The sequence below is a fragment of the Comamonas testosteroni TK102 genome (genome assembly GCF_000739375.1).
Lineage (GTDB): Bacteria > Pseudomonadota > Gammaproteobacteria > Burkholderiales > Burkholderiaceae_C > Comamonas > Comamonas brasiliensis.
The window spans coordinates 2,705,293-2,726,289 of record NZ_CP006704.1; the positions used below are offsets into that span (position 1 = coordinate 2,705,293).

General features: G+C 60.2%; 20 protein-coding genes. 14 read left to right on the plus strand and 6 right to left on the minus strand.

From position 1 onward, the window contains the following. Window positions 1–27 precede the first annotated feature (27 nt). The 3 genes from O987_RS12260 (at window position 28) to O987_RS12270 (ending at window position 2,471) form a co-directional block, all read left to right on the plus strand. Complete coding sequence (locus tag O987_RS12260) at window positions 28–1,137, plus strand: S-(hydroxymethyl)glutathione dehydrogenase/class III alcohol dehydrogenase (RefSeq protein WP_043372482.1); 1,110 nt, start codon at window positions 28–30, stop codon at window positions 1,135–1,137. 10 nt (window positions 1,138–1,147) lie between these two features. Then, window positions 1,148–1,978, plus strand: a complete 831-nt coding sequence (gene fghA / locus O987_RS12265; RefSeq protein WP_043372485.1) for an S-formylglutathione hydrolase — start codon at window positions 1,148–1,150, stop codon at window positions 1,976–1,978. Window positions 1,979–2,072: 94 nt separating this feature from the next. Further along, the gene (locus O987_RS12270; protein WP_043372488.1) at window positions 2,073–2,471 is read left to right on the plus strand and encodes a VOC family protein; all 399 of its coding nucleotides are present in this window, start codon (window positions 2,073–2,075) and stop codon (window positions 2,469–2,471) included. 383 nt (window positions 2,472–2,854) lie between these two features. Here O987_RS12270 and O987_RS12275 read toward each other — a convergent pair whose 3' ends face one another. Together O987_RS12275 and O987_RS12280 are read right to left on the minus strand one after the other, a co-directional pair. Continuing rightward, window positions 2,855–3,850 carry a PDR/VanB family oxidoreductase gene (locus tag O987_RS12275; RefSeq protein ID WP_043372490.1) on the minus strand — a complete coding sequence of 332 codons (996 nt, stop codon included), beginning with the start codon at window positions 3,848–3,850 and terminating at the stop codon, window positions 2,855–2,857. Window positions 3,851–3,887: 37 nt separating this feature from the next. Continuing rightward, window positions 3,888–4,970, minus strand: a complete 1,083-nt coding sequence (locus tag O987_RS12280) for an aromatic ring-hydroxylating oxygenase subunit alpha (protein ID WP_276147565.1) — start codon at window positions 4,968–4,970, stop codon at window positions 3,888–3,890. 90 nt (window positions 4,971–5,060) lie between these two features. Between O987_RS12280 and O987_RS12285 the strand changes: the two genes are divergently transcribed. After that, complete coding sequence (locus tag O987_RS12285; protein ID WP_200879603.1) at window positions 5,061–6,014, plus strand: LysR family transcriptional regulator; 954 nt, start codon at window positions 5,061–5,063, stop codon at window positions 6,012–6,014. On the opposite strand, the gene O987_RS12290 is transcribed toward O987_RS12285, so the two are convergent. The 4 genes from O987_RS12290 to O987_RS12305 all read right to left on the minus strand — a co-directional run bounded on the left by O987_RS12290 (window position 6,011) and on the right by O987_RS12305 (window position 10,271). Next, window positions 6,011–6,964 carry a LysR family transcriptional regulator gene (locus O987_RS12290; RefSeq protein WP_043372493.1) on the minus strand — a complete coding sequence of 318 codons (954 nt, stop codon included), beginning with the start codon at window positions 6,962–6,964 and terminating at the stop codon, window positions 6,011–6,013. The two genes, O987_RS12285 and O987_RS12290, sit on opposite strands and share 4 nt — an antisense overlap. 471 nt (window positions 6,965–7,435) lie before the next feature. After that, window positions 7,436–8,488 carry a BMP family ABC transporter substrate-binding protein gene (locus O987_RS12295; protein ID WP_235214397.1) on the minus strand — a complete coding sequence of 351 codons (1,053 nt, stop codon included), beginning with the start codon at window positions 8,486–8,488 and terminating at the stop codon, window positions 7,436–7,438. A 336-nt stretch (window positions 8,489–8,824) separates the two neighbouring features. Then, the gene (locus O987_RS12300; protein WP_034046921.1) at window positions 8,825–9,271 is read right to left on the minus strand and encodes a VOC family protein; all 447 of its coding nucleotides are present in this window, start codon (window positions 9,269–9,271) and stop codon (window positions 8,825–8,827) included. A gap of 16 nt (window positions 9,272–9,287) precedes the next feature. Beyond that, entirely contained in the window at window positions 9,288–10,271 is a 984-nt protein-coding gene (locus tag O987_RS12305; protein WP_043372496.1) for an isopenicillin N synthase family dioxygenase, read from the minus strand. Between the two features lie 447 nt (window positions 10,272–10,718). Here O987_RS12305 and O987_RS12310 point away from each other — a divergent pair, with 447 nt between their 5' ends. The 10 genes from O987_RS12310 (at window position 10,719) to trbJ (ending at window position 20,991) form a co-directional block, all read left to right on the plus strand. After that, window positions 10,719–12,062: a nucleobase:cation symporter-2 family protein gene (locus tag O987_RS12310; RefSeq protein ID WP_043372498.1), complete on the plus strand. Its 1,344-nt coding sequence runs from the start codon at window positions 10,719–10,721 to the stop codon at window positions 12,060–12,062. 109 nt (window positions 12,063–12,171) lie between these two features. Continuing rightward, the gene (locus O987_RS12315) at window positions 12,172–13,116 is read left to right on the plus strand and encodes a LysR family transcriptional regulator (RefSeq protein ID WP_043372501.1); all 945 of its coding nucleotides are present in this window, start codon (window positions 12,172–12,174) and stop codon (window positions 13,114–13,116) included. Further along, window positions 13,113–13,376 (plus strand): EexN family lipoprotein, encoded by a 264-nt coding sequence (locus tag O987_RS12320; protein ID WP_043372503.1) that lies wholly within the window; start codon window positions 13,113–13,115, stop codon window positions 13,374–13,376. The genes O987_RS12315 and O987_RS12320 overlap by 4 nt, the downstream gene beginning before the upstream one ends. A gap of 230 nt (window positions 13,377–13,606) precedes the next feature. Beyond that, window positions 13,607–15,610 (plus strand): conjugal transfer protein TraG, encoded by a 2,004-nt coding sequence (locus O987_RS12325; RefSeq protein WP_043372506.1) that lies wholly within the window; start codon window positions 13,607–13,609, stop codon window positions 15,608–15,610. Continuing rightward, the gene (locus O987_RS12330; RefSeq protein WP_043372509.1) at window positions 15,607–16,071 is read left to right on the plus strand and encodes a ribbon-helix-helix protein, CopG family; all 465 of its coding nucleotides are present in this window, start codon (window positions 15,607–15,609) and stop codon (window positions 16,069–16,071) included. The genes O987_RS12325 and O987_RS12330 overlap by 4 nt, the downstream gene beginning before the upstream one ends. Next, the gene (gene trbB, locus O987_RS12335) at window positions 16,068–17,144 is read left to right on the plus strand and encodes a P-type conjugative transfer ATPase TrbB (protein ID WP_043372512.1); all 1,077 of its coding nucleotides are present in this window, start codon (window positions 16,068–16,070) and stop codon (window positions 17,142–17,144) included. Before O987_RS12330 ends, trbB begins: the two co-directional genes overlap by 4 nt. Then, window positions 17,141–17,527 carry a TrbC/VirB2 family protein gene (locus O987_RS12340; RefSeq protein ID WP_043372514.1) on the plus strand — a complete coding sequence of 129 codons (387 nt, stop codon included), beginning with the start codon at window positions 17,141–17,143 and terminating at the stop codon, window positions 17,525–17,527. Before trbB ends, O987_RS12340 begins: the two co-directional genes overlap by 4 nt. After that, a complete protein-coding gene (locus O987_RS12345; protein WP_004883097.1) occupies window positions 17,524–17,796 on the plus strand; it encodes a VirB3 family type IV secretion system protein in 273 nt (90 codons plus the stop codon). Before O987_RS12340 ends, O987_RS12345 begins: the two co-directional genes overlap by 4 nt. A gap of 10 nt (window positions 17,797–17,806) precedes the next feature. Beyond that, the gene (gene trbE, locus O987_RS12350) at window positions 17,807–20,257 is read left to right on the plus strand and encodes a conjugal transfer protein TrbE (RefSeq protein WP_043372517.1); all 2,451 of its coding nucleotides are present in this window, start codon (window positions 17,807–17,809) and stop codon (window positions 20,255–20,257) included. Then, a complete protein-coding gene (gene trbJ, locus O987_RS12355; RefSeq protein ID WP_043372520.1) occupies window positions 20,254–20,991 on the plus strand; it encodes a P-type conjugative transfer protein TrbJ in 738 nt (245 codons plus the stop codon). The genes trbE and trbJ overlap by 4 nt, the downstream gene beginning before the upstream one ends. Window positions 20,992–20,997: the final 6 nt, after the last annotated feature.

Consider the following 20,997-nt stretch of genomic DNA (forward strand, 5'->3'; position numbering starts at 1 on the left):
CGTGCGCATATCTAGAGAGTCCGCGCCATGAAATCCCGTGCTGCTGTTGCCTTTGAAGCCGGCAAACCCCTGCAAATCGTCGAGATCGACGTCGCTCCGCCCCAGAGGGGCGAAGTGCTGGTGAAGATCACCCACACCGGCGTATGCCACACCGATGCCTTTACCCTGAGCGGCGATGACCCCGAGGGCCTGTTTCCCGCCGTGCTGGGCCATGAAGGCGCCGGCGTCGTGGTCGAGGTCGGTGAAGGCGTGACCAGCGTCAAGCCCGGCGACCACGTGATCCCGCTCTACACCGCCGAATGCGGCGAATGCCTGTTCTGCAAGAGCGGCAAGACCAACCTCTGTGTCTCGGTGCGCGCCACCCAGGGCAAGGGCGTCATGCCCGACGGCACCACGCGCTTCTCCTACAACGGCCAGCCCATCTACCACTACATGGGCTGCTCCACCTTCAGCGAATACACCGTGGTGGCCGAGGTCTCGCTGGCCAAGATCAGCCCTGACGCCAACCCCGAGCAGGTCTGCCTGCTGGGCTGCGGCGTGACCACCGGCCTGGGGGCTGTCAAGAACACTGCCAAGGTGCAGGAAGGCGACACCGTCGCCGTGTTCGGCCTGGGCGGCATCGGCCTGGCCGTGATCCAGGGCGCCAAGCTGGCCAAGGCCGGACGCATCATCGCCGTCGACACCAACCCTGGCAAGTTCGACCTGGCCCGCACCTTCGGCGCCACCGACTGCGTCAACCCCAAGGACTTCGACAAGCCCATCCAGCAGGTGATTGTGGAGATGACCGGCTGGGGCGTGGATCACAGCTTCGAGTGCATTGGCAACGTCAACGTGATGCGCGCCGCACTGGAGTGCGCGCACCGCGGCTGGGGCCAGAGCGTGATCATCGGCGTGGCCGGCGCGGGCCAGGAAATCTCCACGCGTCCCTTCCAGTTGGTGACCGGCCGCAAGTGGCTCGGCACGGCCTTCGGCGGCGTCAAGGGCCGCTCGCAGCTGCCCGGCATGGTCGAAGACGCGATGATCGGCAAGATCCAGCTGGCGCCCTTCGTTACTCACACCATGCCGCTGACCGGCATCAACGAGGCTTTCGATCTGATGCACGAGGGCAAGTCGATCCGCACGGTGATTCGCTACTGAGCCCACGGCGATGGAACGGATCGAACAACACGCCAGCTTCGGCGGCCGGCAGGAAGTGTGGAAGCACGCTTCGGCAACGCTGGGTGGCGAAGCGAAGTTCGGCATCTATCTGCCCGAAGCCGCGCTGCGCGGTGAGGCGCGCCCGGTGCTCTACTGGCTCTCGGGCCTGACTTGCACCGAGCAGAATTTCATCACCAAGGCCGGTGCGCAGGAGCATGCCGCACGGCATGGCTTGATCGTCGTTTCGCCCGACACCAGTCCGCGCGGCACCGATGTCGCGGACGATGCCGCCTACGACCTGGGCCAGGGTGCGGGCTTCTACGTCAACGCCACGCAGCAGCCCTGGGCCGCGCATTACCGCATGCAGGATTACATCGCCGAGGAGTTGCCCGCCTTGGTCGAAAAGGAATTCCCCGCCAGCGATGCGCGTGGCATCTTCGGCCATTCGATGGGCGGCCACGGTGCACTGGTGACGGCGCTGCGCCATCCTGGGCGGTATCGCAGCGTTTCGGCGTTCTCGCCCATCGTGGCGCCCTCGCAAGTGCCTTGGGGCGAAAAAGCCCTGGGCGCCTACCTGGGGGCAGGCCGGGCCGCATGGAAGGAGTGGGACGCCGTGGAATTGATTGGGGCCGCGCAGGAGCGTCTGCCGCTGCTTGTGGATCAAGGCGAGGCCGACGAGTTCCTCGCGGGCCAGCTACGGCCGGAATTGCTGCAAGCGGCCTGCGAGGCCGTGGGCCATCCGCTCACGCTGAATCTGCGGCCGGGTTACGACCACAGCTATTACTTCATCGCCAGCTTTCTGGCGAATCATTTCGCGCATCATGCGGCCCGGTTGGCATGACCGTGGCTGCCTGTAAGGAGTGGGGGCGGCACGATGCACCGTCCGGCTCATCGGCCATCCCCGATTCTCAATTGAAACCTGAAAGGTGACTCTCATGGCTAATCCCGTTATCTCCGGCAACGACGTTTTCTCGCACGTATTCATCGGTGCTGCCGACGTCGCACAATCCACCGCTTTCTACGACGCCGCCCTGGGCGCGCTCGGCATCAAGAACCTCGGGCCGTTCGGCAGCGGCTGGGTTCTGTATGGTCGTGACAAGCCCGCGTTCATCATCGCTCGCCCCGGCAATGGCGAGGCGCCTTCGAGCAATGGCGCAACCATCGGCTTCGCAGCGGCCAGCCCGGCCGAGGTCGATGCGTTCCATGCCGCGGGCCTGGCCGCCGGCGGCGCCGACGAAGGCAAGCCCGGCCCGCGCGGCCACCTGCCCGGTGCTTATGCCGCCTATCTGCGCGATCCGGCGGGCAACAAGGTCACGGCCTACGCTTTCGTCTAAGTAGCAGGCAGCCGCCGTCGGCAACCGTCCGCAACGCAATCGCCATGCAGATCGCCCCCGACTGCATGGCCTCGCTGTTGCTGGCCATCGGCAGGCTTTGCAGCCTTTGTCTGCTCGATCATCGAGAGCGGCACGCAGCGGTCAACCGACCAGCGCACGCCGAGTCCTTCGCGACAAGGGGCTGGAGCCCTATGACGCTGTCTCAGTCCTGCTCTGATGGATATTCTTGCCACGCTCACGCGGCCAAGGCGAAGGGAGCTTACCGGGAGGCAAAGCCTATCGTCCTGGCTCAACACGCGATAAGAGCGTGCCCGATCTCTCCACCAAGATGATGAGATCGGGGACGAGGAAGAAACGCTGCGGAAATGAGGGATTGCCAGCTTCTAAAGGTCGAGTACCAGTCGCGGTGAGTGACTGCGTGAGCAGCACAGCGCGATCTTGGGTTGGGCTACGGATTTCTCGGCGTCGCTTTGCACGCTGTCGCGATGGTCGGGTTCCCCGGCAGTCACCGGCGTAAGGCACGCGCCGCAAATGCCCATTTCGCAAGAGAGCGGTACGTCAATGCCCGCATCCAGCAGCACCGAAGCAATGCTGCGTTCAACAGGAATGCAGAACACCTGCCCGGAGGAACCGATCTCAACCTCAAAGGGAACTTCGTGCATCAAGAGGCCGGCTGTAGCTTCTCCGCCTGCGACCATCGGCGCGAACGCCTCCTGGTGAATCTGCTCGGTACTCCAGCCCTGGACGCTGGTTCGCTGCCGTACTTCGGCCATGAATCCCTGCGGGCCACATACATAGATGTGTGTTTGCCGATCCGGTGTGTGCAGGCACCCAGGCAGGCCCGCCCGTAAGCTGTCACCCTCAGCGCTGCAATGCAGGTAGACAGTGCCATGGCGAAAACCGTGGCTCAGGTGACGACTGAAAGCAACTTCGTGGCGATGGCGAACATAGTAGTGAAGTTCGAAGGACTGGCCTTCGGCATCCAGCGCCAAGGCCATGCTCAACAGCGGGGTGATTCCGATGCCGCCGGCCAACAGCACGGCAGGGGCGTGAGGCCGGAGCGCGAACAGATTTCGCGGCGCGCTAATCGTCAATGATTGCCCGACCCGCAGTTGCTCGTGCACATAGGCCGATCCGCCACGTGAGGAGGCCTCACGGCGGATGCACAGCAGATAGTGGTCAAGCTGCAGCGGGCTGCTTGCGATTGAATACTGACGGACAAGGTTATTAGGAAAATGCAGGTCAACGTGGGTACCGGCCTCGAACGGCGGCAGATTTGAACCCGTCTCGGTCGGCACCAAATGTACGGCCAGATTGCCATGGCCTTGCGCGCTCAAGGCTTCGACGACTACATGAATTGTTGGAGCATCATTGGCCATGCAAGACCTCGAAAAGAGTGGGTGGAAGCTGCTTGCCTCAAACAAGAAAGAACTCGCCAAGGCCCATCCGCTTAAGCCCGCGCCGATATGCGATGGAGCTTCGATCCGCAGGTATGTGTGCCTCCAGGGTCAGATCCAGTGGGAGGCGTTCGGGCTTTTGAGCTTCGACCATTGCACGATCCTCTTCAAAGACGCGCAAGTTGAATGCCTTGATATCCTCGGCCGGAATATGCTTGTTGACATTGCGAATGATCGGCACAAAAAGCTTCGTCTTGCGTGCCGAAACGGGTGACGCCGCATTCATGATGGTTTGAACTTTTCCGCCAGGGAAATGAATAGTGAGCGTGGCAGTGAATGGCAGATGAACCTCGAAATGCCGTAACCAAACAAAGCCTTCCGGGTCTTCGAAGCCTGAACCTTTGGCGTAGTTGGACATGCTGCTGAAATAGTCAGCTATGAAACCCGTCGGGGTTTCACTGGTCTGGTAGTCGGGCACTTGCTGGTTGTTTGGATCGGCAAAGGTTTCCGTATGAACCCAAGCAAAGTGCGCCACGTCGATGAAGCCCTCTATCTGCCGGCCGGCGAAGCCAGCGATATCGAAAGATGGGCAAACCACCTGCACAAAGTCCGGGTCATCCCAGTGCGGTAGCGAAGGAATGTCCGGGGCGCCCGATCCGTCTTCAGCCATCAAGCATGTCCAGATCAATCCGTAGCGCTCGATAGCCGGATAACTGTGCAGATTCAGCTTGGCAGGGGCAGCTTGGTGAGGACTGGCGGGAATGCGATTGCATCTTCCCTCAGTACCAAAGCGAAGGCCGTGATACGGACAAACCAGCCCTTCGCCATCGTGCATGCCCATGCTCAGAGGAACACCCCGGTGCGGACAAACGTCTCGCGCCACGACAACGTTGCCGTGAACGCGATAGGCCACCAGTGCCTCATCCAGCAGAGTGGCTCGGTATGGGGCCTCTCCGATTTCTTCAGCAAGCGCGATGGGATACCAGTGACGTGCCAGCAGACGCCAATCCTCTGGTTCAAACGTGCAGCCGAGAGGCAATGCAATGGCTTTCTTGCTGAGTTGGGGAGGGGCTGTGACATTCATCGTGCGTTGCTCTCTCATGGAAGGTCTTTGATGAGGGCAATTTTGGGTGTTGATGGTGTATCAGTCCATCGCAGATAATCACACCCTCCGTACTAAAAAATGCAACACATGCTGGAGGCCCGTGTGCTCACGTTCTCACGCTTTACTCGCTACTTCATGGAAGTGGCTCGTCTTGGTAGCTTGCGTCGCGCTGCCGAGGTGCTACACGTCTCCGCATCGGCCATCGATCGTCAGATCCTTCTGGCAGAGCAGAAGTACGAAACGGCCTTGTTTGAGCGCTTGCCCAGTGGTATGCGATTGACAGCCGCCGGCGAACTACTGCTGGCCGATCTGCGACGCTGGCACCGGGAGTACGGGCGCACGCTGGAACGTTTTGACGAACTAAGCGGGCTACGACGGGGGCAGGTGCATCTGGCCTGCATAAATGCGTTGGCAACAGGCGTATTGCCAGCCACGTTGACGCGCATGGGGCAAGAGCATCCAGGCATCGCAGTGGACGTTCAGGTGCTGGGTAATGCCCAGATTCCACTGTTAGTGGGGGCTGGAGAAATTGACTTCGGCCTTGTGATGGATCCGCCACCGACGACTCAGTTACAGATGCAGGTGATGCGCAGCATCCCGATAGGCATTGCCATGCCCGCCGGGCACGCATTGGCTGGACATGAGCAGTTGCTGCTTGGACAGACGCTGGATTGGCGACACATCGTGCCAACGGAATCATTGCTTGTTGGCGATCGCGTAAAAGCCTTGTATGCGCGACATGTAGACGCGATACGCTATGCGATTCGTTGCAACAACGTAGAGATGATGCGCGCCCTGGTGCTCAGTGGAGCCGGTATTGCGGTGATGAGCTGGCTGGACGTGTTCCGCGATGTGCAAGAGGGGCGCTTGGCCTTTGTGCCGCTGTCGCAGCGCCAAGCCAAGCCGCTGAGTCTGTGCCTATGTGTTGCACCACAGCGCCAACTATCACGCGCCGCTCAATGGGCAATGGAAAAGATACGAGAGGATCTGAAGGCGTTGAGCCTGTCAAAAGAACAGCCCGACCTGCACGTTGGAGACTAGCTTTTTCTGGTGCGGGGCAGTGTGGACGCAGTGTAGTTGTTTAGACGGTCGAGATCCGACATGCTTTCGGTTAGCAAATTCAAGAACGCACGTAACTTCTTCGAGCCGTAGCGGTTTCGCTGGTATACGCAGTAGATTTTCTTTTTCTCTGGCCTCCAGTCGGGAAGTATGGCCACGAGTCCTCCGCTTTTCACCTCTGGCTGCACAAAGAAGTCGGGTAGCAAGGCGATACCCAAGCCATTCAAACAAAAAGTCTTCATTAGCCAATAGTCGTTGGTTCGAACCGCTATGCGCGAAATATACTTCTGCGACGTTTCTCTGGAGTGAAGCATGACTCGCTCTGAAAATTCAGATTGCCTCAACACAATCGAATCATGCGCCGTGAGTTCCTTCGGCGTCACTGGTAGTCCATGACTCGCCACATATTGAGGGCTGGCATACAGTCCGAATGAAAGCTGCCCCACTGGCTTTGCTATGACATCGGGAACATTCGGTGCCGCGGCGCAGACGTAGCAATCCACTTCATCAAGCTTGGGGGAATCCGCTCTTTCTGCTACATCCAATTCGCAAAGTATGGTGGGATGCCCTTCCAGAAACAGCTTGACTACGTGGCACACGAATGTCGTCGTGAATTGATTGTCGGAAAGCACCTTCAGGCGACCCTGCCCTCCCTGTACCAATTCTTGAACTTCATGGCGCGCAGCCGCCCATCGCCCGCTCAAGTCTGCAAGCAATGCCTCACAATGCGAGTAGAGCGCCAGCCCCGCTTCTGTCGGCACAATCTTTCGAGCAGATCGGATGAGGAGTTGTACGCCCAGCTCGTCTTCCAGGCGCTGAAGTGACCGGCTCAGAGTAGCCTTCGCAACGCCAGTCTGAGCTTCTGCTTTGGTGAGGCTACCTGCTCTCACGATGGAGGCGAAGGCTTCGACAAGTTTGAGTTCGATATTCATCCGGTGCGACCTAGGCTGTACCGCTCATGCAGCTACAAGTGCTCGTGGGAACACATATTGAACCTAGTATGCGCCCACAATCGTTCCAAAAGTGGAACGGTGCGTCGCGTAGAGAGATGGTTCCGGAATGTGGAACCAGCCGCAAATGGATGGGCCGCGGTGATGGGCGAGGTACGCTTGAAGGTTAACGACCGCGTTACGACCACCCCCTAAGGCCTGAACGTCTATTCGCCTGTTGCAACGCGCGTCGCTCGAACCTAGTCCATGCAGGTGCGGCCCCGCATGCTCTACGCCGCCGCCGCTCTGGTGCGGATGGTAGTTGCAGCCTGAAGGGGTTCGGTCATGGGAGATGATCGATCGTGGGAGGCTCCGGCGTGGTCAAATAATCGGAGCCAGGATTCTCCCTGACCGCGCTGCAACATGCTGTGATCACCGAAAGCATCCCTGCGATGAAAGGCTACTGATCTCGACTCACTTACCTGGTGACTTGCCTTCAACGCCCTTGACATAGATGTTCATGGCTTCCAAAAATGCATCTGCCGCATCCTTGTCGCGAGCTACCATTTCCTTTCCTGCTTGGTCGAGAATCGGGCCTTTCCAGACTGAGAACGCGCCACTCTTGAGGCCGCTCTTCACTTCAATCAGCCGAGCCTTCGTTGACGCCGGTACATCCTGAGCAATCCCAACAAGGTCGATGGAGTCCTGCTTGACGCCCCAAAGGCTTGCACCCGTTTTCCATGAGCCATCCAACACCTGCTGGATCGCGTGGGTGTAGTAGGGAGTCCAGTTGATGATTGCCGAACCCAGCACTGCCTTCGGAGCATAGGCGGCCATATCGGAATACACCCCAAACGCACGTTTGCCGCGTTGCTCCGCAGCTTGTGGCACTGCTGCAGATGCCGTGTTTTGCATGAGGACGTCCGCACCTGAGTTGATCAAGGAATTCGCCGCGTCAGTTTCCTTGGGGGGATTGAACCACTCATTGATCCACACGACTTTAGTCGTGATCTTTGGGTTCACCGACTGAGCACCCAACGTGAAACTGTTGATATTTCTGATCACCTCAGGAACCGGTACTGCACCAACGAACCCGAGAATGTTCGACTTCGTCATACTCCCGGCAACAATACCAGCGAGGTAGTAGCCCTCGTAGATTCGACTGTTGACCACACGCATGTTCGGTGAAGTCTTGTAGCCCGAGACGTGCTCGAACTTGACGGCGCTGTGTTCGCCGGAAAGATTCAGCATTGGGCCCATATAGCCAAAGCTGGTTCCGACGAGCACGTTGGCGCCCTGGGAAATCAGATCGCGCATGACGCGCTCCGAGTCGGCACCATCAGCGACTGTCTCAACGTACATGGTCTTGATCTTGTTGCCAAACTTGGCTTGAACTTCCCGCCGTGCCTTTTCGTGTGCAAAGTTCCAGCCACCATCACCGATGGGAGCACTGTAGACGAAAGCAACTTTGAGCGGATCGGCGGCAGATGCCGTCATAGTCGTGACCGAGAGGATAGCTGCCATCATGATGAACCGGATCAGCGACATGGTGATTCCTTGTGTGGGTTGAAGATGACGCCGCGCGTCGTGGTCGTCCTCGACTCAAGCTCGATTTTTGAAGGGTAACTAGAGAGCAATACGCTTCGACGAAATTTGGTGCGGAGCCTGCCATTTTCTTAGCCTCAAACACCCAATCGAATATTCTTATAAATACTGGGAGAATCCCTTTGACCAGTATTTTTTGTGAAGGACTTTGAGGGGAAACTAGGAATTCCACTGCCGAAGCATCGAGTTGGAGCTGAAGATGTTGAGACTGAATTTCTCTCTCCACCCAGCACCCAACTCTCTGTTCTTTCAGTTGGTTTATTCGAATGAAATGGCGGGGGGTTGAATGCCTTCTGGCAATGCCGATGACGTTATTCTTACTACGTTATTCTCAGGGTCACAAAAAACGATCTGCCAATGGCCATAGTATGTGGCGAACGGAGCCTTTACGACACGCCCACCCCATTCCGTGATTTTACGAAACGCACCGTCTACGAGTTCAGGCTTCTCCACCATAAAGGTGATCATTGTGTTAATCGGGAAGTCTGTCTTCTCAGGCTTAATCCTGTCCGCCAATGACAAGAGATCGTAAGCCATCCAGCCATTGAAGCCGAGCTGCACGCCTGCGCCCGTCAATACCCGATAGATCGGCGAGGAAGCCTCCTTGATTTCGTCCCAACCTAGGAGGTGTTTGTAGAAGTCCAATTGCCGATCAATGTCCCGGCAGAATATATTGAACATAGGTTGACATACGAGTTCTTTCATTGTGCATTCTCCATTTTTAAGCAGTTTTTGCTGCGGGGTCACCATAGGTTTTTGCATACATTTTGGCGATGTGTTCTCCAACGGTACGCTCTTCTTGTGAAAATTCCTGTGCGCCCTCGAAATGCGCCAATGGCTTGATCCTGTAGTGATAGCTCGGATCGAAGAACGTTGGAACCGAATAACGGTGCCGCTCGGGATTGAGGTTGAGGACGCGGTGCATGTTGGAGCGATAGATCCCGCGGGTGAGCACCGGCACCATGTCGCCCAGGTTGATGATGAAGGTGTTAGGGATATGGGGCGCACGAATCCATTCGCCGTCCGCATTGCGCACCTCTAGGCCACCGACGTCATCCTGCAGGAGCATGGTGATCATGCCCCAGTCGGTATGGGCTCCTGCACCGATCTGGTTGCCATCGCCAACGCGGGGCTGCGGCGGATAGTGGAGAAGGCGAGTCGTAATCATCGGATTGTCGAGACCATCCGAAAAATAGCCCTCTGGCAATTCAAGCGACAGGGCCAACATGCCCAGCAGATGCTTGCCCAAGCCGGTCATCGCCTGAATATACGCCTCCACTTGCACGCGTATCTCTGGATTGCTATTGGGCCATTGATTGAGGCTGTTGAATTCCCCATTTGTGGTGTAGGCCTGCAGTCCATCTATACCGGCCATGAACCCTTCTTTGAAGTCTGGCCTCGAACCGTCATCCAATGCTTGAATTGCCATTGGCTCGTAACCGCGCATTGACGGCGAGTGCGCCACATTCAACTTGATCTTATCTTCCTGAGGCAGCGAAAAGAATTGCCGGGCACATTCAAGTTGCGCCTGAATCATGCCTTCAGGGATGCCGTGATTCTTGATATAAAAGAAACCAGTTTCTCGACAGGCCTTGTGAATTTCCCACGCCACCGCCTTCTTGTCGGCGATATCTTCGGAAAAGCTACCCGTCAAGTCGATCGCAGGAATAAATTTTGCCGCTGAGGCGGGGGTGTAAATAATCATTGATGCAAGCATCCATATTTAGTTGATCTTCAAATGCAAGGCACGAAGGCTTCGCTTGGAAGATTGCTAATCTATGGCGTTGCGACTCATCACGTAAGGCGTCTAAAGGAAACGATACGTTCCTGTTCTGAAACGACCCGAGCGGCTTGTCTCCTTAGGTAGACGCGTGCCCCAAGCAAGCATGGGGGTGGTGGCCCCCTGCGATGCCGCGCTACCGTGGGGGCTTACGCATGTCATGGACTGATCCGCGCGCACACAACCATTTCAAAAATGGAACGCAGCGTTTCTGCTGATGACTTCCTCAGCGCCAAGTCACCGAATATCCTCAAAATTTTAATTTACACGACACCAAGCTACTTTGAGGTGCTGTCCTAATCTGTTGGGGCATCAAAGGCAGCGCATACGGTGGCCAGAAGATTAAGAAGCACCTACAGACTTGAGGAATAAATGAAGAGTATCCATATCGAGAAGAAAATGAACGCTCCAACACTGCTGCTGCTTGGCGCGCAGCATGTCATGGTGATGTACGCTGGCGCTATCGCCATCCCGCTTGTTCTTGGCGCGGCCCTCGGACTTCCAAAAGATCAAATTGCGTTTCTTATTAGTGCCGACCTGTTCGCCTGCGGGATTGCCACTTTGATTCAATGCATAGGCTTCAAAGGCGTTGGCATCAGGCTTCCTGTAATGATGGGGGTAACTTTTACGGCCATTGGCCCCATGATTGCAATCGGCAGCGATCCGCAAGCGGGGTTGCCTGGCGTTTTTGGAGCGACAATCGCGGCAGGCATTTTTGGCGTACTGGTTGCCCCATTGGTTGGGAAGATGCTGAGGTTCTTCCCTCCTGTCGTAACAGGAACAGAAATCTTGGCAGTTGGGCTTTCTCTAATGGGAGTTGCGGCTGCTTGGTCAGCAGGTGGATATGGCAACCCGGACTTCGGTAGCCCGTTATATCTTTCGATCGCAGGCTTGGTTCTCATATCTGTTTTGGCCTTGGTGAGGTTTACCACTGGCTTTCTCAACAACATTGCAATTCTGCTGGGGTTGATCGGCGGATTCATTGTCTCTAGCGCAGTAGGTCTTGTGTCGTTGAATGAGCTAAGCGATGCACCCTTGTTTGGCTTGATTCTTCCTTTTCATTTTGGGCTGCCGAAATTTAGCTTCTGGGCCATTGCGGCGATGTGCATTGTCATGCTGGTGACGTTTATAGAGTCAACTGGAATGTTCCTTGCCTTGGGCGAGATCGTGGATAAGCCAGTCAGCGAAAAGGATCTCGTTCGAGGATTTCGCGCCGATGGGGCGGGCACGGTAATTGGCGGAATATTCAATACTTTCCCGTATACCTCATATGCACAAAATGTAGGCCTAGTGAGTGTGACCGGGGTAAAGAGTCGTTGGGTATGTGTAGTGGCAGGAGTTATCCTGATGGTTCTTGGGCTTTCTCCCAAGATGGCTGTTCTAGTCGCATCGATTCCTCCTTTTGTATTGGGTGGAGTGGGGATCGTAATGTTTGGCATGGTTGCCGCAACTGGAATTAAAGTTCTGGCGCGAGTCAATCTGAAGAATGTTTATAACTTATATGTCATTGCCATTAGCATAGGCTTGGGCATGATTCCTGTCGTGATGCCGAAGTTCTTCTCCAAACTTCCTCATGAACTGGCCCCCATCTTAGAGAGTCCAATTCTGCTAACCGCAATCAGTGCTATTCTGCTGAACCTTTTTTTCAATGGATTGGGTGATGATAATTCCGCTCGAATCGAATTGATGGAGGTTGCAAAAGATTCTGAGCCATGATTGATGCGCTTGGATAATGGAATCTACCTCGTGATTGATTTCTTCCAAACAAAGCACAGGGACAACAGGCGCCTGCTGAGTTTTTCCTAGTTCTGAGGGGTATTCTTCGGTGGAATTGAGACACTTGCGTTGTTTCCAGGCAGTAGCGGAAGAACTTCACTTCGCCCGCGCGGCTGAGAAGTTGCACATTGAGCAATCGCCGCTGTCCCGCACAATTAAGGAACTAGAGGAAGACCTAGGCGAACAGTTGTTCGTCCGCACCAGTCGCAGCACGCGATTGACGCGGGCGGGTAAGCTATTTCTGGAGCATGTGCCGCGCGTGTTCACCGCCTTGCAGCAGGCCCGAGACAGCGTGAAGGCAGCAGCTAATGGTTTCCACGGCCAACTACGCATAGCGCTATCTGATGGCATCACGCCCTCGCGCTTGCCGGCCTTGCTCGCGCTTTGCCGACAGGAGGAACCGGAGGTTGACATTCGACTATTCCAAGTACCGCTGGCGCAGCAGATCAAGGGGCTGCAAGATGACCTGTACGACGTAGGCTTTGCGCAGTCGGATGAAGTGGGTGAAGGCATTGCTGTCGAAGCGGTGTGGAGTGATCCGCTGATGGTGGCCGTACCGGCGCGGCATCATCTGCTTAAGCACAAGCGCATCCCATTGGACGAGGTGCTGCAATTCCCGCTGGTGCTATCTGACCCACAGGTGTGCGAGGGACATGCGAAGCAGGTTGAACGTGTGCTGCGCCGTTCCGAACGCGAACCTTTGATTGCCGAGCGTGTTGCCTCGTTCGAGTTGATGATGGTGGTGGTATCGGCTGGCTTCGCCCTGGGACTGGCTGGAGGGCCGCACATCGCAGCAAGCCGGGAGCCTGGCGTGGTGGCCCGGCCTTTGGCTGGACGCTCTTCCATGCTGACGACCTACCTGCTGCGGTGCGAAGGCGAGGTTTCCGAAGTGCTGTCGAGATTTATCGAGCGGGTACAAGCAATCGACTTACCGGAAGGCACAAGGGCCCCGCCACCACCTGAACCCGACCCACAGGAGGAAATCGAGTTATGAAGCGAATGATGCCTTTGCTGCTGGTCGCGGTGCTCACCGCTTGCGGCCCAACGGAAGCCCCTCAACAGGCCAACGTGCCGACCGTGGACGAACTAGCCGCCGATGCGGCGCGGTTGAAGGAACTACGCCAGCAATGCAAGACCGACCGCGCAACACTTGATGACGTGTTGTGCAACCGTGTTGCCGAGGCCACGCGCAAACGGTTCTACGGCGATGGAAAGACACCCTACACACCATCAGAAACACCACCGAGGTTCTGATTGCCAGTCCTTCGCAAGAAAGTCTGCTTTTTTTGCTAACACGCCGCAGCGCGCCCGCGCCTGCGGCGTTTTTATTGGTTTCTATACAGCCTGAAGCGATGCTTTTTTCATCAACTATCTTCCGATAACAGTCTTTGACCGGCACCGACCCGGCACTGATCCTCGCGCTATCCGGCACGTCCTTGTGCCGTTCTTGAACGAGGAAAGCGCAGGAATATCGGAGGCCAGTCATGCAAGCTCAGGGCGTGCTGTTTGGGCAGATCGCCGCCGTTTTCGGCATCGTGATCGCCGGCGTATGGAGTGCAACACAATGGACAGCCGCCGCCCTGGGCTATCAACTACGCCTTGGCTCGCCGTGGTTTGATTTCTTCGGAACGCCGATCTATCACCCCTGGCGGCTGTTCGAGTGGTGGTTCTTCTTCGATGCCTATGCGCCGCATGTCTTCGACATAGGCGGGGCCATCGCGGGCAGCAGCGGCCTGGTGGCCGTGGTGGTCGCCATCGCCATGTCTGTCTGGCGCTCGCGGCAATCGCGCATGGTCACGACCTACGGCTCGGCGCGCTGGGCCGATACCGCCGACATTCGCAAAGCCGGGCTGACGCAGCCCACCGGCATCTTCCTCGGCAAGTACCGCAACGAGTACCTGCGCCATGAAGGCCCGGAACACGTACTGACCTTCGCGCCCACGCGCTCGGGCAAGGGCGTCGGCCTAGTCGTTCCCACGCTGCTTTCGTGGCCCGCATCCGCCGTCATTCACGACATTAAAGGCGAGAACTGGCAGATCACCGCCGGCTGGCGCTCTCGCTTCTCGCATTGCCTGCTGTTCAACCCGACGGATGCGAAATCGGCGGCCTACAACCCGCTGCTGGAAGTGCGGCGCGGCGCGCATGAAGTGCGCGACGTACAGAACATCGCGGACATTCTGGTCGATCCCGAAGGCGCGCTGGAGAAGCGCAACCATTGGGAAAAGACCTCGCACGCGCTGCTGGTCGGGGCCATTCTGCATGTGCTCTATGCGGGCGAGGACAAGACGCTGCGCGGTGTCGCCAATTTCCTGTCCGATCCGGCCAGCCCCTTCGAGCTGACCTTGCACCGGATGATGACGACGAAGCACCTGGGCGATGTGCCGCACCCTGTTGTCGCGTCCGCTGCGCGTGAAGTCCTGAACAAATCGGATAACGAACGCTCGGGCGTGTTGAGCACCGCCATGTCGTTCCTCGGTCTGTACCGCGATCCCACGGTGGCAGAAGTCACTTCGCGCTGCGACTGGCGCATCGCTGACCTGATCGCATCCGAGCATCCCGTCTCGCTGTATCTGGTGGTGCCGCCTTCGGACATTTCACGGACGAAGCCGCTCATTCGCCTGATCCTCAACCAGATCGGTCGGCGGCTCACCGAATCGCTCGACGGCAGCGACGGCATCGAGCGCCGCCACAAGCTGCTGCTGATGCTCGATGAGTTCCCGGCGCTGGGGCGGCTCGACTTCTTCGAGACAGCCTTGGCCTTCATGGCGGGCTACGGCATCCGCAGCTTCCTCATCGCGCAGTCACTCAACCAGATCGACAAAGCCTACGGCCAGAACCATTCGATTCTGGATAACTGCCACGTCCGCGTGACGTTCGCCACCAACGACGAACGCACGGCCAAACGGATCTCCGAGACGCTCGGCACCGCGACCGAACTGCGCGCGCAGCGCAACTACGCGGGTCACAGGCTTGCGCCGTGGCTGGGGCACCTGATGGTGTCGCGCCAGGAAACCGCGCGTCCGCTGTTGACGCCCGGCGAAGTCATGCAGCTACCGCCCGACGAATCGGTGGTCATGGTGTCCAGCGTCGCGCCGATCAAAGCCAAGAAGCTGCGCTACTACGCGGACAGCAATTTCAAGCGGCGCGTGCTGCCGCCGCCCGCGCTCGCGGCCGGGCAATACGCCGACGCGCCGCCTGCGCGCCCTGACGACTGGAGCGGCCTGGCGATTCCAGCCGTGCCAACGGCCCCGGCTGCGGGCCCGTCCAGCGATGACGCAGGCACCGCCGATGACGGCGGCCCGCGCCGCCAGCCGGAGCTATCCGAAGTCACCGAATACAGCCCCGAACCACAGCCCGCCGGCAACGACCTGGCGCTGCTCGATGACGACGACGACCTGCCGCTGCCGCTTCCCGGCCAGCTCGACCCGGCCATGCAGCGCACGGCCCGGCTGGCTTCCCTCGACCCGAACGACGGAATCGACCTATGAGCCAATACCGCCTCAATCTGTTCATCCAGCCCGAGCACGCCAAGCGCCTCGAAGAACTGGCCGCCAAGAAAGGCGTGTCCAAGTCGTCCATCGTCGCGGCGGCGCTCGCATCGTGGCTGTCGCCCGATGCCGGCGACCAGCGCGAGGCGGCCATCGCCAAGCGGCTCGATCGCCTGTCGCGCCAGGCCGAGCGCATGGAGCGCGACCAGAACATCCAGATCGAAACGCTGGCGCTGTTCATCCGCTACTTCCTGACGGTCAGCACGCCAGTTCCCGAAGCCCATCAGGACGCGGCGCGCGCCCAGGGCAAGGCGCGCTTCGAGCAATTCGTGGAGCAGCTTGGACGCCATCTGCTGCGTGGCCGAAGCCTGGTGCGCGATGTGGTGGAAGAACTGCACCCTGACCCGGTGCGGATGGATGACGCGGCGGCGCTGGCCGAAGCGCAGGAGCGTGCCTCATGAGCGCCGTTCCGCAGACCCCACCCGAACGCTCATCCACAGCAGCTTCGCTGGATCGCAGAATCCAAATGCTGCGCACGGCTATGGGGCCGGTCATCGCCACCGCGCTGGCCGACCCGGACGTGGTGGAAATCATGCTCAACCCCGACCGCACCCTATGGGTGGATCGCTTGTCGTCGGGCCGTGCGCCACTCGGGATGGAGCTACCCGAGGCCGATGGCGAACGCATCATCCGGCTGGTGGCCGCGCACGTCGGCGCGGAGGTGCATCGCGGGCGGCCGCTGCTGACCGCCGAGCTTCCCGAAACCGGCGAGCGGTTCGAGGGCATCCTGCCCCCGGCCGCGCCTGGCCCGGCCTTCGCGCTGCGCAAGCGCGCCGTGAGCATCATCGGCCTGGATCGCTATGTGGCCGACGGCATCCTGACCACCGGGCAGGCCGAGTTCCTTCGCCGCGCCGTGCGTGATCGCCAGAACATCCTAATCGCCGGGGCCACCAGCAGCGGCAAGACCACGCTCGCCAATGCCTTGCTTGCGGAAATCGCCGCCACCGGCGACCGCGTGCTGGTGCTCGAAGACACCATCGAACTGCAATGCGCCGCCCGCGACCATGTGCCGCTGCGCACCCGCGCCGGTGTCGTGTCCATGACCGAACTGGTACGCGCCACGATGCGCCTGCGCCCCGACCGCGTGGTCGTCGGCGAGGTGCGTGGTGGCGAAGCCCTGGACTTGGTGAAGGTGTGGGGCACCGGCCATCCCGGCGGCATCGCCACCATCCACGCCGGTTCCGCGCTGGGCGCGCTGCTGCGCCTCGAACAGTTGATTCTCGAAGTGGCGGTGAACCCGCCGCGTGCGCTGATCGCCGAGGCGGTCAATGTCGTCATCCACATCGACGGGCGCGGCCACAAGCGCCGCGTCAAGAACATTGCTCGCGTCGTCGGTTTCGATGGCGCGGGCTATCGCCTGGCGAATGCACTGGAGGCGCTGGAAACGCCGTTTCCCGAGCTGACGCCGGTTCCTCTCGCAGCCGATACCGCTGCGCCTTTCCCGTCCCCTGACCAACCTGGAGAACTGCCATGACGCACGCCCATGCTTTCCGTCTTTCCGTAAATTCGCTTTCCCACCTGTCCAGCCTCGCGCGGCTGCGCAGCCTGGCCCGCCCGGCGGGGCAAGGGCTGCTGCTGGCCGCGCTGCTGCTGTTCCTGGCCGGTACGGCGCAGGCCGCCGGTTCTTCGATGCCGTGGGAAGGCCCGCTGCAATCCATTCTGGAGTCGATCCAGGGGCCGGTCGCGCGCATCGTCGCCGTCATCATCATCATCGCCACGGGCCTGGCGCTGGCCTTCGGCGACACGTCGGGCGGCTTCCGCAAGCTGATCCAGATCGTCTTTGGCCTGTCCATCGCGTTCGCCGCATCCTCGTTCTTCCTGTCGTTCTTCAGCTTCTCCGGCGGGGCGGTCGTATGAGTGGGCCGGACAGCTTCGCGGCCGGCTTCGAGGTGCCGCTGCATCGCTCGCTGACCGAACCGCTCTTGATGGGCGGCGCCCCGCGCACCGTGGCGATTGCCAACGGCACGCTGGCCGCCGCCGTCGGGCTGGGCCTGCAACTCTGGATTCCCGGCGTCGTGCTCTGGATCGTCGGCCATTCGCTGGCCGTGTGGGGCGCGCGCGTCGATCCGCAGTTCATGCAGGTCTTCGCCCGGCACATCAAGCACAAGCCGCTGCTGGACGTGTGAGGGGGATGCCATGCTGAACCTTGCCGAATACCGCCAGCGGCCCGCGCTGCTGGCCGACTGGCTGCCCTGGGCCGGACTGATCGCGCCGGGCGTGGTACTGAACAAGGATGGTTCGTTCCAGCGCACGGCGCGCTTTCGTGGGCCGGATCTGGACAGCGCGACACAGGGCGAGCTGATCGCCACCACGGCGCGGCTGAACAACGCGCTGCGCCGGCTGGGTTCGGGCTGGGCCTTGTTCATCGAAGCCGAGCGCCGGCCGGCGGCGGACTACCCGTACTCGGAATTTCCCGAGCCGTTGTCGTGGCTGGTGGACGAGGAACGCCGCGCCGCCTTCGAGGAATCGGGCCACCACTACGAGAGCAGCTATCACCTGACGCTGGCCTACCTGCCGCCGGAGGAATCCCGCGCCCGTGCGGCCAAGCTGCTCTACGAGCACGCGCCGGGCGATGGCGTGGACTGGCGCGGTCGGCTCGATGCCTTCATCGCCGAAACCGACCGCGTGTTCGACCTGCTCGATGGCGTGATGCCGGAAATCGCCTGGCTCGATGACGCGCAGACGCTGACCTACCTGCACGCCACGGTGTCCACACGGCGCTACCGCGTGGGCGTGCCCGAGGTGCCTTTCCACCTAGACGCGCTGCTGGCCGATTCCGCCCTGGTCGGTGGTCTGGCGCCCATGCTGGGCGACCAGCATCTGCGCGTGGTGTCGGTGCGGGGCTTCCCGACCTCGACCTGGCCGGGCCTGCTGGATGACCTCAACCGCCTGGGCTTTGCCTATCGCTGGAGCACCCGGTTCCTCTGCCTCGACAAAGCCGAGGCGGAAAAGGAGCTGGGCCGCCTGCGTCGCCAATGGTTTGCCAAGCGCAAGAACGTCATCGCGCTGCTGCGCGAAACGATCTTCCAGCAGGAATCGCCGCTGGTGGACACGGATGCCAGCAACAAGGCGGCCGACGCGGACGCCGCCTTGCAGGAGCTGGGCAGCGATCAAGTCGCCTTCGGCTACCTCACCGCCACGGTGACGGTACTCGATGCCGACCCGACCGTGGCCGACGAGAAGCTGCGCATGGTGGAGCGCGTGATTCAGGGCCGGGGCTTCGTCACCATCCCCGAAACGCTCAACGCCGTGGATGCCTGGCTGTCCTCGCTCCCCGGCAATGCTTACGCCAACGTGCGCCAGCCCATCGTCTCGACGCTGAATCTGGCGCACATGATGCCGGTGTCGGCGGTATGGGCCGGGCCGGAGAAGAACGAACACCTCGACGGCCCCCCGCTGATCGTGACACGCACCGACGGCGCCACGCCGTTCCGGCTGGTGACGCATATCGGCGACGTGGGGCACACGATGATCGTCGGCCCGACCGGCATGGGCAAGTCGGTCTTGGTCGCCATGATGGCCATGCAGTTCCGTCGCTATCGCGGCTCGCGCGTCTTCGTCTTTGACGTAGGGCGATCCATACGCGCCGCGACCCTGGGCCTGGGTGGCGAGCACTACGATCTCAGTGCTGATGGCGAGATTGCCTTTCAGCCGCTCGCCCGCATCGACCGCGAAGGCTACCGCACCTGGGCCGCCGAATGGATCGAAGGGCGCTTGCTGCACGAAGGCGTGACCGTCGGCCCCGACGAGAAGGCCGCCATCTGGTCGGCGCTCGGCAGCCTGGCCGGTGCCCCCGTGGAGCAGCGCACGCTGACCGGCCTGTCCGTCTTGCTGCAATCGAACGTGATGCGCCAGGCGCTCGCGCCCTATGTGCTCGGCGGCGCTCACGGCAAGTTGCTGGATGCCGACCATGACCGGTTGGGTAGCGCGGATGTGCAGTGCTTCGAGATGGAAGAACTCATGCACAGCAAGGCCGCCGTGCTGGCCGTTCTGAACTACCTCTTTGCCCGCCTGGAAGAACGATTCGATGGCTCACCCACGATGCTTTTTCTCGGGGAGGCGTGGGTCTTTCTAGACGACCCCATATTCGCGGCCCGGCTTCGGCAATGGCTCAAGACCTTGCGGAAAAAGCAGGTTTCCGTCGTCTTCGATACGCAGTCGCTCGCCGACGTCAAAGAGTCATCCATCGCACCAGCAGTCATCGAAAGCTGCGCGAGCAGGATCTTTCTCCCTAACCCGCAGGCCACCGAGCCACAGATTCGCACGATCTACGAGGGCTTCGGCCTCAACAGCCGGCAAATCGAGATCGTCGCCACCGCGCAGCCCAAGCAGGACTACTACTACCAATCGCGCCTGGGAAACCGCCTGTTCGACCTCGACCTGGGGCCGGCCGCGCTCACCTTTGCCGGCGCATCCACACCCCAAGACCAACGCGACATCGACCGCGTGCTGACGCAGGCCGGCGCTCCCGGCTTCGCCGGCGCGTGGCTGCGCCATCGCGGCCTTGATTGGGCCGCCGACCTGCTGCCGTCCTCGCCGGCGGCGGCTTCTTTCCTTTCCCAACCACGACAGGAGAATCTGCCATGAAGACCCGTGTGCTTTCCGTTTCGCTCGCCGCCGCGCTGGCCGGCTCGCTGATGCTCGCCCAGCCGGCGGCGGCACTCACCTTCGTTGATCCCGTCAACCTGGTGCAGAACACGCTGACTGCCATCCGCACGCTGGAGCAGATCAACAACCAGATCAACCAGCTCCAGAATGAAGCGCAGATGCTGATGAACCAGGCGCGCAACCTGGCGAATCTCGACTTCAACATCGTCAACCGCCTGCGCTCGACGCTCGCCACGACCGAACGCCTTATTGCCGAGGCGCAGGGACTGGCCTACGACGTGCAGAACATGGATCGGGAATTTGCCCGGCTGTACCCGGAGCAGTACGCGGCCACCGTCAGCGGCGACCAGATGCTGCGCGATGCCCGCGAGCGGTGGAAAAACACGCTCGACGGCCTGCACACCGCGATGCGGATGCAGGCGCAGGTATCGCAGAACCTGGCGCAAGACGAAAGCGCGCTGGCCGATCTGGTCAGCCAGAGCCAGTCCGCCACCGGCGCGCTGCAAGCGATGCAGGCGACGAACCAGCTTCTCGCCTTGCAGGCCAAGCAGTCCATCCAGGCGCAGCAGCTCCAGATCACGCAAGACCGTGCGGCCTCGCTGGAACTGGCGCGGCAGGCCGCGGCGACCGAGCGCGCCCGCGAAGTGCGGCGGCGCTTCCTCGGCACCGGCACGCCGTACACGCCGCAGTCCGTCAACTTCTACAACAACTGACAGGGG